The sequence below is a fragment of the Salmonella sp. NW1250 genome, assembly GCF_051812965.1.
Taxonomy (GTDB): Bacteria; Pseudomonadota; Gammaproteobacteria; order Enterobacterales; family Enterobacteriaceae; genus Salmonella; species Salmonella enterica.
In genome coordinates this window covers 93,643-109,283 of the sequence record NZ_JAMNDD010000015.1, presented here as the reverse complement: position 1 = coordinate 109,283, position 15,641 = coordinate 93,643, and the positions used below count along the sequence as shown (strand labels likewise).

General features: G+C 48.0%; 14 protein-coding genes. All 14 read left to right on the top strand.

The annotated features are described in order from the left end of the window. Nucleotides 1-20 precede the first annotated feature (20 nt). The 14 genes from NBA72_RS21255 (at nucleotide 21) to NBA72_RS21190 (ending at nucleotide 15,622) form a co-directional block, all read left to right on the top strand. A complete protein-coding gene (locus NBA72_RS21255) occupies nucleotides 21-539 on the top strand; it encodes an Hcp family type VI secretion system effector (RefSeq protein ID WP_039591387.1) in 519 nt (172 codons plus the stop codon). A 221-nt stretch (nucleotides 540-760) separates the two neighbouring features. Then, nucleotides 761-3,019: a type VI secretion system Vgr family protein gene (locus tag NBA72_RS21250; RefSeq protein ID WP_254877798.1), complete on the top strand. Its 2,259-nt coding sequence runs from the start codon at nucleotides 761-763 to the stop codon at nucleotides 3,017-3,019. Further along, nucleotides 3,019-3,888 carry a DUF6402 family protein gene (locus NBA72_RS21245; protein ID WP_052324037.1) on the top strand — a complete coding sequence of 290 codons (870 nt, stop codon included), beginning with the start codon at nucleotides 3,019-3,021 and terminating at the stop codon, nucleotides 3,886-3,888. Before NBA72_RS21250 ends, NBA72_RS21245 begins: the two co-directional genes overlap by 1 nt. Nucleotides 3,889-4,611: 723 nt before the next feature. Continuing rightward, nucleotides 4,612-5,286, top strand: a complete 675-nt coding sequence (locus NBA72_RS21240; RefSeq protein WP_052324039.1) for a hypothetical protein — start codon at nucleotides 4,612-4,614, stop codon at nucleotides 5,284-5,286. Next, nucleotides 5,279-5,782, top strand: a complete 504-nt coding sequence (locus NBA72_RS21235) for a hypothetical protein (RefSeq protein ID WP_039591400.1) — start codon at nucleotides 5,279-5,281, stop codon at nucleotides 5,780-5,782. Before NBA72_RS21240 ends, NBA72_RS21235 begins: the two co-directional genes overlap by 8 nt. A 44-nt stretch (nucleotides 5,783-5,826) precedes the next feature. Continuing rightward, a complete protein-coding gene (locus NBA72_RS21230; protein ID WP_042949975.1) occupies nucleotides 5,827-6,111 on the top strand; it encodes a type VI secretion system PAAR protein in 285 nt (94 codons plus the stop codon). A 17-nt stretch (nucleotides 6,112-6,128) separates the two neighbouring features. Beyond that, on the top strand, nucleotides 6,129-8,090 hold the full coding sequence (locus NBA72_RS21225; RefSeq protein WP_272695986.1) for a type VI secretion system Vgr family protein: 1,962 nt from the start codon (nucleotides 6,129-6,131) through the stop codon (nucleotides 8,088-8,090). 18 nt (nucleotides 8,091-8,108) lie between these two features. Further along, a complete protein-coding gene (locus tag NBA72_RS21220) occupies nucleotides 8,109-9,368 on the top strand; it encodes a hypothetical protein (protein WP_042949778.1) in 1,260 nt (419 codons plus the stop codon). Nucleotides 9,369-9,378: 10 nt separating this feature from the next. Continuing rightward, nucleotides 9,379-9,615, top strand: coding sequence for a hypothetical protein (locus tag NBA72_RS21215; protein ID WP_042949779.1), 237 nt, complete (start codon nucleotides 9,379-9,381; stop codon nucleotides 9,613-9,615). A gap of 23 nt (nucleotides 9,616-9,638) precedes the next feature. Then, nucleotides 9,639-11,546, top strand: coding sequence for a PAAR-like domain-containing protein (locus NBA72_RS21210; protein WP_058821570.1), 1,908 nt, complete (start codon nucleotides 9,639-9,641; stop codon nucleotides 11,544-11,546). After that, on the top strand, nucleotides 11,543-12,214 hold the full coding sequence (locus tag NBA72_RS21205; RefSeq protein ID WP_042949781.1) for a DUF2931 family protein: 672 nt from the start codon (nucleotides 11,543-11,545) through the stop codon (nucleotides 12,212-12,214). Before NBA72_RS21210 ends, NBA72_RS21205 begins: the two co-directional genes overlap by 4 nt. Before the next feature lie 189 nt (nucleotides 12,215-12,403). After that, nucleotides 12,404-13,429, top strand: a complete 1,026-nt coding sequence (locus NBA72_RS21200; RefSeq protein WP_042949782.1) for a DUF2169 family type VI secretion system accessory protein — start codon at nucleotides 12,404-12,406, stop codon at nucleotides 13,427-13,429. Continuing rightward, nucleotides 13,426-14,487 (top strand): hypothetical protein, encoded by a 1,062-nt coding sequence (locus NBA72_RS21195; RefSeq protein ID WP_042949783.1) that lies wholly within the window; start codon nucleotides 13,426-13,428, stop codon nucleotides 14,485-14,487. The genes NBA72_RS21200 and NBA72_RS21195 overlap by 4 nt, the downstream gene beginning before the upstream one ends. Further along, complete coding sequence (locus tag NBA72_RS21190) at nucleotides 14,471-15,622, top strand: DUF4150 domain-containing protein (RefSeq protein ID WP_242409724.1); 1,152 nt, start codon at nucleotides 14,471-14,473, stop codon at nucleotides 15,620-15,622. Before NBA72_RS21195 ends, NBA72_RS21190 begins: the two co-directional genes overlap by 17 nt. Nucleotides 15,623-15,641 lie beyond the last annotated feature (19 nt).

Genomic DNA, 15,641 nt, shown 5'->3' with positions numbered 1-15,641 from the left:
CCACAAAAGGAGCTACAAAGATGCCAACTCCATGTTACATCTCAATTAAAGGACAAACCCAGGGACTGATCACCGATCGTGCGTTTACCGCTGAATCCGTCGGTAACATTTACGTGCAGGGGCATGAAGATGAAATGCTGGTGCAAGAATTCAGCCACAACGTCACCGTCCCGACCGATCCGCAATCCGGCCAGCCCAGTGGTCAGCGTTCTCACAAACCGTTTATCTTCACCGTGGCGCTGAACAAAGCGGTTCCGCTGCTGTACAACGCACTGGCTTCCGGTGAAATGCTGCCAACCACCGAACTGCACTGGTATCGCACCTCTGTCGAAGGCAAGCAGGAGCACTTCTTCACTACTCGTCTGACCGACTCCACCATTGTCGATATCGACTGCCATATGCCGCACTGCCAGGACGACGCCAAACGTGAGTTCACGCAACTGGTTAAAGTCTCCCTGGCTTATCGCAAAATCGAGTGGGAACACGTCTCAGCTGGCACTTCCGGTGCTGACGACTGGCGTGCGCCGCTGGAAGCATAAGAGGAAATCCACAGCATCCCGCCTTAATGGCGGGATGCTGTTTTTGTCCGGGAACGGAGACAAAAAACCCGTGCCAGCAATGAGTTACGTCTGTTACGTTTCATATATGGGAGATGGCGGATGCCGGAAACTTCGGCGGTAGCGTGTCTGAAACGCCTGCCCTCCCCACTGCCACGAACGGGCCGTGGTTCCTTTTTCGCCAATGAATCCAGGATAAGGTTATGTCACAAAACGGCCTGCGTTTTACGCTGGATGTGGACGGATTAACGCCGGCGGCAACCGCTGTCGTCCGCTTCACCCTTTACCAGCATCTCTCCACGCCCTTTTTGCTCACTGTCGATATTGCCAGCGACCGGTCCGGCCTCACCGCCGTCAGTTTCCTCGAGAAAAACGCCACGCTGACCCTCTGGCAGGGTAACACCCCACTGCGCTATCTCCACGGCATCATCACCGGAATGGAAACCGGGGAAAACAACCACTGGCAGATGAACTACAGCCTGACTATTTCTCCTCCGCTCTGGCGCTGTGGCCTGCGTCAGAACTTCCGCATCTTTCAGCAGCAGGATATCCGGGCCATTTCCACCACCCTGCTCACCGAAAACGGCGTCACCGACTGGGTACCTTCCTTTTATGAAGCCCACCCGGCGCGGGAGTTCTGTGTACAGTACGGCGAAACTGACCTCGCCTTCCTGACCCGCCTGTGGGCCGAAGAAGGCATTTTCTTCTTTGACTGGTTCCACCCGACCGGCCCCGACCAGAAACTGGTGCTCTGCGATGACGTCGCCGGGGTTTCCCCCCTCGGCTCCCTGCCCTTTAACCCGAATACCCGCGAAGTGTCCACGGAATGCATCAGTGAGTTCCACTACCGGGCACAGGTACGCCCTTCCTCGGTGGAAAATCAGGATTACACCTTCAAAACACCCGGATGGCCCGGTTACTTCAGCCACCATGCCACAAACCTGAACGGTCAGCGAACCCAGTATGAAATCTTCGATTATCCGGGACGTTTCAAGGACGAGCAGCACGGTCAGGACTTTGCCCGCTACCTGGCTGAAGGCTTCCGGCATGATGCAGAAACCGCTGCCTGCGCGAGCAACTCCCCGAAACTGTGGCCCGGAAAACGGTTCACCCTCACCGGCCACCCTTCCCTCACACTCAACCGGGAGTGGCAGGTAACCGGCAGTGTGCTGAAAGGTGAGCAGCCACAGGCGCAGCATGGCCACCGGGGTGAAGGCACCACGCTCAGTAACCGCCTGGACGTCATCCCGGCTGACCGGACATGGCGCTCCTCCCCCCTGCCCAAACCTTCCGTTGACGGCCCGCAGAGCGCCATTGTCACCGGCCCGGCGGGCGAGGAAATTTTCTGCGATGAGCATGGTCGTGTGCGGGTACGTTTTCACTGGGACCGCTATTGTCCGGGAAATGAAGACAGCTCCTGCTGGATACGGGTGTCGCAGGCATGGGCCGGCGCCGGGTTTGGCAACCTCGCCATTCCGCGCGTCGGCCAGGAAGTGATAGTCGACTTTCTCAATGGTGACCCGGACCAGCCCATTATCATGGGACGCACCTACCACCAGGATAACCGTTCGCCGGGCAGTCTGCCGGGCACCAAAACGCAGATGACCATCCGCTCGAAAACCTACAAAGGCGGTGGTTTTAACGAGCTGCGCTTCGAGGATGCGACGGGCCAGGAGCAGGTTTATATCCATGCGCAGAAGAACATGGATACCGAAGTGCTGAACAACCGCACCACTGATGTGAAAGTGGACCACACGGAAACCATCGGTAACAACCAGAAAATCACCGTGGGGCTGGGGCAGACGGTCACCGTGGGTAAGGAGAATGCCGGAGGACACGACCAGTCCATCACGGTGGCACATGACCGGAGCATCACGGTACGCAACGACCAGACGCTGAAAGTGAAGAACGACCGGATGGTGAGCATCAGCCATGATGACGGGCTGTACGTGGCGAATGACCGTAAGGTGACGGTGGAAGGGAAACAGGAGCACACCACCACCGGAGACCATATCAGCCTGGTGAAAGGCAGCCACAGTCTGGAAGTGAAAGGCGACCTTGCGCGGAAGGTGTCGGGCGCGCTGGGGATAAAAGTGGAAGACGATATTGTCCTGGAGAGCAGCAGCCGGATAAGCCTGAAAGTGGGCGGTTCGTTTGTGGTTATCCATCCGGGTGGCGTGGACATTATGGGGCCGAAGATAAACCTCAACAGCGGGGGAAGTCCGGGTGATGCTATTCAGTCTATTTTACCCGACCTACCAAATAACGCTTTCGGCGCTTATTTCAGGATAATTGACTCCATAACGGGCAATGAAAATATGAACTTTGCCTGGCAGGTCAGCTCAGCAACCAGAGTCATAAAAGGGACAACAGATACAGCACTAACCCAAGTACTACAGACTGATAAAGAGGAATCTGTTAACTTAGATTATATATATCAGACCAAAGCGGGGATAAGATAGTGACTATAGCGACGACCACAACATCGACAGAAAAAGAATCTCAGGAAAAGAAAGTTGAACATGAATTCTTCCATATTGATATGATCCCTGATGCGATGGATAAGATGCAATGGTCCACAGCAGCAAAGTTGATGCGACACTGGTTTGGTATACAACCTGCCTACGCATTTGATTTGAATAGCAAAGATCGAGCAGTTAATGGAGATCCCCGTAACCTGCCTCCATCTAAGATAAATATTGACATAGTTAAAATGTCATGGGCTATACAATTTGAACAAGTTAAGAATGGAATCAATACGCTAAAAAAAACATGGTGTAGCCCGAAAGGTAAAAAACAACTGATAGAGCGACTGCAAGATGTTGGTGATTTTACTAAATCTTGTGTTTTTCTAGGTTATTCCGAAGATGTTACTTATTTAGATGCGACGGCACAGGTGAATTTTAAGAAAATAGGAAGCAAAACTGATACTATAAATGCCTGGTATGGCGCAATGGGAAATAGCGTTTTAAAAGTTTGCGTACGAGGCAGCACGACTAAAATTAATGGAAATGATGTATTTATCACTGACTCTTTAGGGTTTTACTTAAAAGATACATATGATTTTGTTGATGAAAATAATACATCTGAACCATTAGGCATTTGGAGTAACGACAAAATACTAGATAAAAAAGAATCAGCAATATATATGTCATCATATTTTTCAGGTCTTTTTGGAGAACTGGTTCGCAGTTACTCTGGCTTCGTCCCTGTTTTTAATAGCGACTTCAGGCTTTGGCAGGAAAAACATGATGCTGGTGGAGATTACATTATTTTTTCTGATGTATTTTGGACTAAGGTTGAAGAATCAGACAAAGTGATCCTCTTATGATTTCTACGAAACCCGGAATCTACGCAAAAATAATCCTCATTTTATTAATTATTGTTTTTTTAATATTCCCCACATCAGTTTTCTACGGCAGTTATAATAAAATATTTGAAAATTCAAACACTGACAATTCATTCAAAATTGTTGTATATAAGACAGAAGTTTACAATCTTTTTTCGTTATATAAATTCCTTCGTGGTGAAAACTATTTTTTTGTCATTTATGATAAATGCGGAAATGTCGCATTCAAACCCTATTTATGGTTTGGTATGGATAGTTCTGTAGCATATGGAGGATTCCATTTCTCTAAAAATGATAAAAATACACTATTTTTTCCGACAAATGATGGTGTTGATTCGATAGAATTAGTTTCTAACACATCTGAATGTCCATAATATTCAGCAATAATTATGATTTTTGGTCGTGACGCAGATTTAGTATAGTGGCAGGGCAAGATTATGGTGTTCCGTAGACAGAAACGTACAGCGAAGGATTCATTGTGCCAGGTAAGAATGTTATTTACTGGAATGAGATTATTCGCGCATCTGAGCGGAGTGGCATTATCCCCCAGAGCATAGCAGCAGTTATTCATTCTGAAGCGGCTAAATATCGTGGTGGAGTCTGGAAACCGACTTCAGTGTGTAAGGATTCAAAAAATCGACAAAACAAAACACGATATATAAAAGCTCAGCGGCGGGTATGACACAATTTTTAAATGGGACATGGATGACGGAGACGTTAAAGGAAGGGACATATCTTTATGAAAAGGCATCTGAACAAGGACTGGTAGCAGACAGGCCGTTACTCAATAAAAATGGTGTGGTGGTAAAAAACAAAAAAGATGAGATTGTATATGAAAAAAAATTTCAGGTTTCTACAGATAAATGGAAAAATCTCAAGGAATTAACAAATGGCAGATATATCACAGGAATAACGCCGTACCCGGTTCACGCAACGGCAGAGATACAGCAATGGTTAAATCTGCGATTTAAACCGGAATATGCCATTATGGCCGCAGTTGATTATGGCGTCGCAAATTTAGCATCTCTGAAAATGGCAGGATATAATATCGACGGACTTAATGATGCTGAAAAAGCCAAACTTATATATTTAACACATCATCTTGGTCTGAGTGATGCAATACATTTTATTAAGAATAACATCACTGAAGGTAAAGCAAAAGAATTATTAATAGCACAAGTAGGCGATGAATCAGCCATTTCAAAAGCAAAAAAAAATGGAGGGTATATGAAAGCACACAGAAAGTGGTTAATAGATTATATAGATGACAACATTAAGATAGTTAAATATCTCTGCCATGAGCAAATCATCTCAGATAACCCTAAAGATATTGACTTAACACAAATAATTGAAAAATTAATGAGCAAATACAATGAGTAAGAGTTTCAATATCTTCTTCGCCTTACTAATTACCCCAACTGTAAGTATGGCTGATTGCAATACCGATTCGTCGTTTTGTTATCATACTAAACTTGGGATTCTCGACCAAATAACGAGATCCAAGTCTGGTGATGATTACTCTTACCTTACCCTTAATGGAGTGAATATATACAAGGCAAAAACTGATTACATGTCCTTCATAGATGATGATATGGGCTTTTTTAAGAATAACAAATACTTTACCACTAAGACAGTTATTACATATACTTTAAACGAGCGTTGCCTTGATAAAATAGAATACCAGGGTTTTTGCAGTATCAGTGTAGTTCTCGACTTTTCAGGCGATAAACCCATTATTTCCAATGGTTTCATCCCGAACTCAGGAAATTCAGTTATCGATTGGGTCTCATGGGGAAAAGCAAATGCAATCATCGTATTTGAGGATGGTTCAAAATTTAAATATATGAATGGACATGTTGAGCGCGTCATTAAGTAGAATCATCTCATACTTACGCTGACTAAATATTATGAAGGTTCCTCATGCCTACAGCAGCCCGACTTAATGACAAAGGCACCCAGCACGATGATTATCACGAAACCGTCATTACTGCGGGTTCTCCAACGGTTTCTGTCGATGGACTACCCGCCGCCCGTATGGGCGACCCGCTGACACCGCATTCCAAACCGGAACACCCGCCCCATCCGCGTAAAATCGCGGGCGGTTCCGCCACGGTATTTATTGACGGCCTGCCTGCCGCCAGAACCGGTGACGCCATTGACTGCGGCGGCGTGGTTATCGGCAGCGGTACCGTCAGTATCGGTTGATACACAAGGATAAGGTTATGTCACAAAATGGCCTGCGTTTTACGCTGGATGTCGACGGATTAACGCAGACGGCAACCGCTGTCGTCCGCTTCACCCTTTACCAGCATCTCTCCACGCCCTTTTTGCTCACTGTCGATATTGCCAGCGACCGGTCCGGCCTCACCGCCGTCAGTTTCCTCGAGAAAAACGCCACGCTGACCCTCTGGCAGGGTAACACCCCACTGCGCTATCTCCACGGCATCATCACCGGAATGGAAACCGGGGAAAACAACCACTGGCAGATGAACTACAGCCTGACTATTTCTCCTCCGCTCTGGCGCTGTGGCCTGCGTCAGAACTTCCGCATCTTTCAGCAGCAGGATATCCGGGCCATTTCCACCACCCTGCTCACCGAAAACGGCGTCACCGACTGGGTACCTTCCTTTTATGAAGCCCACCCGGCGCGGGAGTTCTGTGTACAGTACGGCGAAACTGACCTCGCCTTCCTGACCCGCCTGTGGGCCGAAGAAGGCATTTTCTTCTTTGACTGGTTCCACCCGACCGGCCCCGACCAGAAACTGGTGCTCTGCGATGACGTCGCCGGGGTTTCCCCCCTCGGCTCCCTGCCCTTTAACCCGAATACCCGCGAAGTGTCCACGGAATGCATCAGTGAGTTCCACTACCGGGCACAGGTACGCCCTTCCTCGGTGGAAAATCAGGATTACACCTTCAAAACACCCGGATGGCCCGGTTACTTCAGCCACCATGCCACAAACCTGAACGGTCAGCGAACCCAGTATGAAATCTTCGATTATCCGGGACGTTTCAAGGACGAGCAGCACGGTCAGGACTTTGCCCGCTACCTGGCTGAAGGCTTCCGGCATGATGCAGAAACCGCTGCCTGCGCGAGCAACTCCCCGAAACTGTGGCCCGGAAAACGGTTCACCCTCACCGGCCACCCTTCCCTCACACTCAACCGGGAGTGGCAGGTAACCGGCAGTGTGCTGAAAGGTGAGCAGCCACAGGCGCAGCATGGCCACCGGGGTGAAGGCACCACGCTCAGTAACCGCCTGGACGTCATCCCGGCTGACCGGACATGGCGCTCCTCCCCCCTGCCCAAACCTTCCGTTGACGGCCCGCAGAGCGCCATTGTTACCGGCCCGGCGGGCGAGGAAATCTTCTGCGATGAGCATGGTCGTGTGCGGGTACGTTTTCACTGGGACCGCTATTGTCCGGGAAACGAAGACAGCTCCTGCTGGATACGGGTGTCGCAGGCATGGGCCGGGGCCGGGTTTGGCAACCTCGCCATCCCGCGCGTGGGCCAGGAAGTGATAGTCGACTTCCTCAACGGCGACCCGGACCAGCCCATCATCATGGGACGCACCTACCACCAGGACAATCGTTCGCCGGGCAGTCTGCCGGGCACCAAAACGCAGATGACTATCCGCTCGAAAACCTACAAAGGCGGTGGATTTAACGAGCTGCGCTTTGAGGATGCGACGGGCCAGGAACAGGTCTATATCCATGCGCAGAAGAACATGGATACGGAAGTGCTGAACAACCGCACCACTGATGTGAAAATGGACCACACGGAAACCATCGGTAACAACCAGAAAATCACCGTAGGTCTGGGACAAACGGTCACCGTGGGTAAGGAGAATGCCGGAGGGCATGACCAGGCCGTGACGGTGGCTCATGACCAGAGCGTAAGCGTCGGCAATGACCAGACACTGAACGTGACCAATGATCGCAAAAAAGATGTGGGTAATAACCAGGACAGTAAGGTAGTCGGCGACGACACGGAAAAAGTAGAGAAATCTCAGAATATTACGGTCGGGAAAGATTACACCCTGACGGTCACTGACAGCCTGACCATCAAAGTCGGGGAATGTGTTCTGAAAATGAACAAAGACGGCACCATCATGCTGAATGGTGTAAAAATCCAGTTCAAGGCGGACGACAGTATTAAGGGCGTTGCCAGTACCGTTCATTTCAACTGATGCCAGAGAGGTAAAATCATGTTAACCCGAACGGTACGACCTCTGCTTGCAGAACAATACGCCGATATGCTGGCGCAGGATTATCGTCTTCGTAATGTATTACTGTCGTCATATCACCATGATTTTAGCAGTCTGTTACAGTTTGACAGGCGAATACAGACATATCTGGACGGTATGTTGCTGCTGGAAGAGGAAACGTCAGAGTATCTTCGGGGACAACTACAGGAGCGACTGTCTCCGGGGGAGTTATTTTCTGTCGCTGCCTTTGCGGCAAATACAGATGATGAATTTCTGTTGTCCGGATGCCTCGGGCTGGTACAGGGAATGCCTCGTCTTTTACCATCACTACTGGCCGTGACCAGTTGGATGTCCGAAGCATCAGCATTATGGCCATTGATAATGTCCCACCCGGCCTGTCGGGCTTTTGCCTCTGTAATGAGGGAAGGGATAACCACTCCCCCAATATTTACCCAGCAGGAAATTATCTCACTGCTTGAAAATGGGCAGTGTGTCGATTTTCTGCTCTGGTTTCTTCGTAAAAATAACTCCCCATTGTTTGTACCAGCAATAAAGCAGGTATTATCTTCAGGCCAGGAGGCACTCATTCTGCAAGGGTGCCGCGCGATCCTTTGCCTGCGCCCGTTATCCGATGAATATATTGAAATCGTCCGGGAACAACTTTTGCTGCTGGCAAGCAGTAAAAAAACGGATATTCGCACACAGGCTGTTCGTTACCTTTTAGCGTGCGCGCTCTGTGAGCCGCGCGCACTCATCAATACACTGTCTGAAGGAAAAGAAGATACCCGCTTACTGATACAGGCAATGGGGTGGTCAGGTCTTGCAGAATACATTCCTTCTCTTGCCGCCTTTTTTGATGAACAACGGTATGCGCGTTTAAGCATGTTATCCACCGTGGCTATAACGGGTTCACTGCCTGAACGGGATGGGTGGCAGATGAAAAAAGAGGATGAAATACCTCTGCCCCCTACTACTGATTCAGCAGATATCCCGGAAGTCGATCCTGAACAAGGGGTTAGCTGGCCGGACAGAACGGCATTTAATCGCTGGTGGCAGGCTAATCAAGGGCGGTTTGATGCTGAAACATCGTATTTATGCGGGCTGCCTGCAACACCAGAAGGTCTGAAGGCTGTTATTGCAAATGGCTATCTGAATTTACGTCCCCTGGCGCTCATGCGCTCTGGCATGTTTTCAGAACTCTCTTCCCTGCCCGCAGCAAGTCAGTACCAGATTTTTAATATGCCATCCAAAAACAGATGAGGGAACAGGGATGCAACAGATATTAGTAAAAGAAACGGCAAGCTGTGAAAAAGATGCTCAGAACGAAAAAAGAACAGTTGTCCCGGAAGAACTTGTCCTCACAGCACAGCAGAAAATCACTCTGAGCTGTGGCAAGTCGCAGATCACCCTTTACCCTAACGGAAAAATAGTGATTAAAGGCGAGTACATACTCAGCGATGCGGAAGGCGTAAACCGTTTATCCGGTGGGCGAATTGAAGTCAATTAATCCCACATCATGGATGGATGAAAATGATAACGATTAATATCAATGGGCTGACATTATGCCATAAAGGCAGCAGCGGCATCAGCCATAACACACTGCCTGATGTGTGCAAAACGCCCCCTTTTGGCGTCCCGGTTCCCTATGAAAATGAAGCCTATTCTGCCGATCTGATAAAGGGCACCACCAGCGTATTTGCCGATGGCGGAAATATGATCGCAAACGTTGGCTCCCAATTTGCACGCAGTGTGTTTGACGAGTCAGGTTCCATGGGCGGCGTTAATTCAGGCACAAACAAAGCAGAGACCGAGTGGATATCCCATTCGTTTGATGTGTTTTTCGAGAAGAAACCTGCGTGCCGATTGACGGATAAGCTGTTCATGAATCACCGGAATACGGTAAATATGGCGGGATTAAATCAGGCGAAGATCCATGAGACTAATGAGGACAATGATACGCCAAAAGAAGATGAACAGACCGAGGTTACACTAACGATCGGCGTCTTTTTTGACGGCACCGGAAACAATGCAATTAACCTTGAAAAGATGATTGCCGCCTGCGACGGTAAACATTTTGATATTAATAATCAGGATGCCCAATCCATTTTGACCGAATACGCCAAAGACAATATGGGATTCTCCGATCTGGAGTCCGGCAGCCACACTTGTTACTATACCAATATCCATTGGTTATATATTGCATACCGCTCATTCATAGAAAATGATAAGAGAAAACGTCAGGCTGCAATATATATCCAGGGAATTGGAACAGATGCAGGGAAACCTGACAGCTTAGTGGGTATGGGGCTGGGCGAAGGCGACACGGGAGTCTTAGCCAAAACAGATGAAGCTGTCACACAGTTATCTGGGGTAATTAAAGATTTATTACCTTCTCGTTGTATCGTAAAAACACTCCAATTTGATATTTTCGGCTTTAGCCGGGGGGCTGCGGCAGCCCGTCACTTTGCCAACCGTATCTACCACAAGGACCCGCAACTGGTTAAAGCCATCAGGCAGGGATTGGCGAACAGGGAATATCATAGCGACTCAGCCGGAAAAACACGCTTTATTGGCATTTTTGATACCGTCGCCGCCATTGGAACACCGTTCAATGGAGTAAACCCAAATAGTGCTGATACTGGTGATGTCGATTTGACACTTCACGCCGGGATTGCAGAGAAAGTCTTCCATATTGCGGCTCAGCATGAATGCCGTTTTAATTTCGCCCTGAACAGCGTCAGACCAGCCTGGCCAGAGCTTGTTTTGCCCGGCGTGCATTCCGATATTGGCGGCGGCTACTGGCCTAATGAGCAGGAAAACTGCTTCCTGACCCGTCCGCAGGCAGAGACGGTTCCTGAAAATCAGCCAGATGAAAGCACCCATGTTTACCGCCAGACCTTTTCAGCCCTGAAAGATATGGAATCATCGCCGAATATTGCCCCCATCATACGCACCAGTACCATTACTGCAAAAACCTGGAATGATAAACGTATGCCACCGGATCACCTGGGAACGCCACAAAAAAGAACATTTGCCGCATTAACGCTTAACCCGCGTCAGGTCAAAAATAACTGGGCTGCCGTTGCATACCTGGTCATGCTGGAGGCCGCCACCGAAGCCGGGTGTGAGTTTCGCACAGAAGACGATAACCGCACTTTGCTTATCCCACCAGAACTACGGCCACTGTGTAATAAAGCGCTGGCGATGGGAAAAGCCGCCCGGAGCGGCTACGCAACGGCAGGTTTCACAACGGACGAAATTGATATACTGGCGAAGCAGTATATTCATTGTTCGGCCAACTGGAACAGCGTCAAAATAGATACAAACAACAACATTGTTGGTGGAGCTAAGCCATTAGCGCTTATTTTTGCTAATCGCCCTGATGAACGCTGGTTACGGACAATTTATGACATGGATGGGGTACGGAAATATCTATGAAAAAATCACTATTGTTTACCTTTCTTCTCAGCTTAACCGCCTGTCAGCCTCATTCACAGAAGTCCGCCTTTAATCAGGGGGATTATAAGCTGCCATTTGATAAGTGGGGTTTCGTTTTTATCGACCCATGGAAACTACGAACACTGGTTACTGATGCTATTGTGGTGGATACAACCGGGCGAATGTACCGTTTTCATACCCTGGATTTGCCAGGTAATGACCCGCAAAGCATCGGCACATGGAACACTAAGGTTAGATCTCTCCCAGGCTATAATATAATAAAAAATGCAGCGCCTCCTCAGTATATTGTTTTATGCTGGGATTCCTGGGTAGATAAAAAACATTATGAAACCAGCATGTTTTTTAATAAACCTGTATGGCAACGAATGATGACACCACTGGAGCATAATGCCAGTGATGGTGGGCCTCTTTGGTACAATACACTCCTATTTGGACTTGCTCCTGGAGGGACAGTAAAAGTCTGGTTTCAGGCGAGTGAAGATGATGGCAGAGAGAATTACCCCATTACACCAATCAATATGAAGACATTGTCCGGAGATAATCTGGATGTCTGTAAAGGAATGTCTCAAAATATCTTTTCTAAAGATATGGCACCGGATACCGCTGAGTTTATTAAAGGCAAAAAATATCCTTATGGCAACTGGTAATATAAAATCTGTGTACCGCACATTTTCACCACGTTATTAAACACACCTTAACCAATATTACACACAAACATTTAATCACTCTTACTGGCATTTATATCTCAGTCATTATTATTTTTCACAAATTAATCACATACTCCCAAAAATTGCAGCTACTATAAAATCAATTAACCCTATATTTTAGAGACTGTTATGTGGCAGATAAATAATCAAACCCCTTATGCAATAAAAGAGAGCTGGATACGAGGCCGAGAAGGTGAAGAAATCTGGATAGTAGCATTAAAAGCAACATGGGATATTCTTCCAAATGGAACAACTCGGCTTTCTTCAGTGCAGTCTCCAGTTAATGCAGGAAAAGTTCTCCATAATGATGGAACGAGTCTGTTATACGATACTGATCTGGGGCCAGAAAAAAAAGCGACAGATATCATCCTGAATGGATGTGCTCAGGCAGCAGGCGGAAAAAAAGCCAGTTCTGTCACCATAGGGTTAAAAGTTGGCAATATGATCCGGCTTGCCAGAGTCTATGGTGACAGAATATGGGACGGCAAACAGTATGGTGAACCTGAACAATTTAACCGGATACCCCTGGGTTACAGCAGAATGGGACGGGGAGAGTTTTTACCATCTGGTCACGGCGATTTTAATCCAGCAGGAATACAGGTTGATGAATATCCTGAAGTAGGCAAATCAAAATTGCCTAATATCGAATTTTATGGTGATGACAAAGCTCCGGGATTTGGCCCATTGCCCCGGCAATGGCCAGGACGCCTGCAATTTGCCGGAACTTATGATGAACAATGGCAGCAGGAACAAGCGCCTCTGCTACCAACCGATCTGGATGAGCGCTACTGGCAATGCGCACCGCCTCCATTGTATGCCGGAGGTCGACTGAAAGGAGGAGAAGCTATTTGTCTGGGCAATCTGGCACCTCCCGGCTATGGGCACGGTGGATTACTGATTTTTGCACTACCACGCATAGTGCCTGCTTTCCGGACGCAATTCTATGACGGTAGCATGCGTCATCACCATGGACGGCTACATACCGTGATTATCGAGTCCGATTTTCCCCGTGTTAGCATGGTCTGGCACAGCGCATTACCCTGCCATCATCTGGCGAATCAACTTGAGTCTACAACAGTATCGGAGAAAAAACGTCTGTTCATCAGGAGCCCCCTGCTTCCGGTAAATTTTCCCGAGTGGGAGCAATTGTTATGATTTCTATTATCTCTGCGGCGTGCCTGTTTCCCTCCGGCCCATCGTTGCCGTTGGCTGATATTGCCAGTCGTCTGCAATTCTCATTGGTGCGCAAACATCCGTTATGCGTGGATCACTGTGGTGCTCGCGTAAAAGCCAGCTATTTTCCTGAAATTGTATATGAGTTACCGGAAGCGCGTTTCCGGGAACTGACCCGACAGGTATTGAGTGAACTACTGGAACGTCAGCCAGAACTGGAAACGTCAGCGCCACACAGGGTATGGGTGTTACTTCCTTCATTAAGCAGGCCGGGAATGACGGCAGGGACCGTTTCTGCGGTAAAAAACATAATTCAGGAAAGTACCACATGGGATGCTAGCAATATTTATGTGCTGCACGGGGGGCCAGCAGAAATCACAACAGTTCTGGAAACTATTGCTGCCGACAAAAGCCAAAAAGGTAGAGTAGTTGAGGTTCTTCTCGCCGTTGATTCATGGCAGCCCGCGCCTTCCCTTATGTGGCTGGATAAACAAAACCTGTTACATAATGCACTTCGCCGGTTCCGGGATTATGAGCGTCCCAACCCCTACGGCAGGGTGCCTTCCGAAGGCGCTGCCGCCCTGGTACTGACATCAGGCCCACAGGTCGACGCCTGGAGTGTTATTCGTGGAGTTGGAAACGCTGACGAAGACGTTTTGTATTCAGATGAGGGCGTTTGCCTGGGAAAAGGGTTAATTCGTGCTGCACAGGCGGCGATGAGCGCTGCCGGGAACCCTCTTTTGCAAAGCGTCATCAGTGATGTCAATGGTGAGCCTTACCGGGCAGACGAAATGGGCTTTACCCTGCTGAAATTGAGCTATCGTCTGGCAGAAGGCAGCACGCGAGAAACACCTGTGCTGGCAAGTGGCGACCTCGGCAGTGCTGGTCTGTTAACACATCTGTCACTGGTAGCATGGCAGCTACGTTCATCCATACGAACAGGAAATGTGCTGATTTTGTCCAGCTCAGATGATGAACGACGGGGTGCGGTGGTGGTATCCAAAGGACTGAGAGAAGAAGAGAATGGCAATAACGATTAATATCAACGGGCTGACACTTTGCCATAAAGGCAGTGGAGGTATCAGTCATAACACTCTGCCAAATGTATGCAAAACTCCCCCTTTTGGAACTCCGGTTCCTTACGAGAATGAAGCCTATTCAGCGGATTTGGTAAAAGGTACTATTAGCGTATTTGCCGATGGCGGAAATATGGTAGCCATCGTTGGCTCACAGTTTGCCCGAAGCGTGTTTGATGAACCAGGTGCTATGGGCGGAATCATTTCCGGAACAAATATGGCGGAAACTGACTGGATATCACATTCATTTGATGTCTTCTTTGAAAAAAAAACCGCCTGCCGTTTAACAGATAAGCTATTTATGAATCATCGGAACACGGTAAATATGGCAGGATTATGCCAAAATCCATTAAAAGAAAACGTATTGGAATCTAAAATTTGTGATGCTATATGTAAATGTCGAAATCGTATTGCCCGTGAGTTTCGACAAAAAATCAAAATGTTCACAGAGGCTCCAGCTATTGGCCTTGCCCAAGAACTATTGGGACGCTTTTTAGGCGCAAATTCAGAGCTACCAAAAACGGGCGACAAAATAAAAACAGGCCCTCGTCAAAAGTGTTTTGCACAACAGTTTAATCAGAGTGGACAAAGCGACACTTGGGCAGGAGCTACTCCGCAAGACCCATGTTATCTTACAGAAGTTCCTTACAAAATAAAAACAGGCGGAGTAATCCTGGAGAAGAGCGATGGACGTTCAACTTTCCCTGGAGGACCTCAATCCCCAGCATCAGTAAAATATGCTGTCAGGGAAGTGGCAAGAGATCTTGGAAAAGGGAAGGTAGTTATCTGGGATCTTATTGTCCTCAGAAACCCAGCGTTACATGCTGAATGGGATAACATTGAGCAAATCATCGAAATTAAGTTTCACAATGATACTCTTACTGATAATCAAGAGATTGCAAAAAAAACACAAATGGACGAAAAAATCCGTATAATTGATGAAAGTGAGTGCCATTGCGACGACAAGGATGAAGAGGAGAAAGAAAAAACTCTGCACAAGGTAGAAAATTTTATACGACAACTCAATGATTCTGCACGAAAAACTTTTGGTACAGCTCCGGGTGGATTTGGCATTCCTTTTCCATTACCATTATTGTAACGAAAATAAATATATCGAT

Coding starts and splice junctions, on each gene's coding strand:
- NBA72_RS21210 (WP_058821570.1), top strand. CDS start 9,639: ATGATAACGATTAATATCAATGGGCTGACATTATGCCATAAAGGCAGC.
- NBA72_RS21230 (WP_042949975.1), top strand. CDS start 5,827: ATGCCTACAGCAGCCCGACTTAATGACAAAGGCACCCAGCACGATGAT.
- NBA72_RS21220 (WP_042949778.1), top strand. CDS start 8,109: ATGTTAACCCGAACGGTACGACCTCTGCTTGCAGAACAATACGCCGAT.
- NBA72_RS21225 (WP_272695986.1), top strand. CDS start 6,129: ATGTCACAAAATGGCCTGCGTTTTACGCTGGATGTCGACGGATTAACG.
- NBA72_RS21195 (WP_042949783.1), top strand. CDS start 13,426: ATGATTTCTATTATCTCTGCGGCGTGCCTGTTTCCCTCCGGCCCATCG.
- NBA72_RS21235 (WP_039591400.1), top strand. CDS start 5,279: ATGAGTAAGAGTTTCAATATCTTCTTCGCCTTACTAATTACCCCAACT.
- NBA72_RS21190 (WP_242409724.1), top strand. CDS start 14,471: ATGGCAATAACGATTAATATCAACGGGCTGACACTTTGCCATAAAGGC.
- NBA72_RS21205 (WP_042949781.1), top strand. CDS start 11,543: ATGAAAAAATCACTATTGTTTACCTTTCTTCTCAGCTTAACCGCCTGT.
- NBA72_RS21215 (WP_042949779.1), top strand. CDS start 9,379: ATGCAACAGATATTAGTAAAAGAAACGGCAAGCTGTGAAAAAGATGCT.
- NBA72_RS21255 (WP_039591387.1), top strand. CDS start 21: ATGCCAACTCCATGTTACATCTCAATTAAAGGACAAACCCAGGGACTG.
- NBA72_RS21250 (WP_254877798.1), top strand. CDS start 761: ATGTCACAAAACGGCCTGCGTTTTACGCTGGATGTGGACGGATTAACG.
- NBA72_RS21200 (WP_042949782.1), top strand. CDS start 12,404: ATGTGGCAGATAAATAATCAAACCCCTTATGCAATAAAAGAGAGCTGG.
- NBA72_RS21240 (WP_052324039.1), top strand. CDS start 4,612: ATGACGGAGACGTTAAAGGAAGGGACATATCTTTATGAAAAGGCATCT.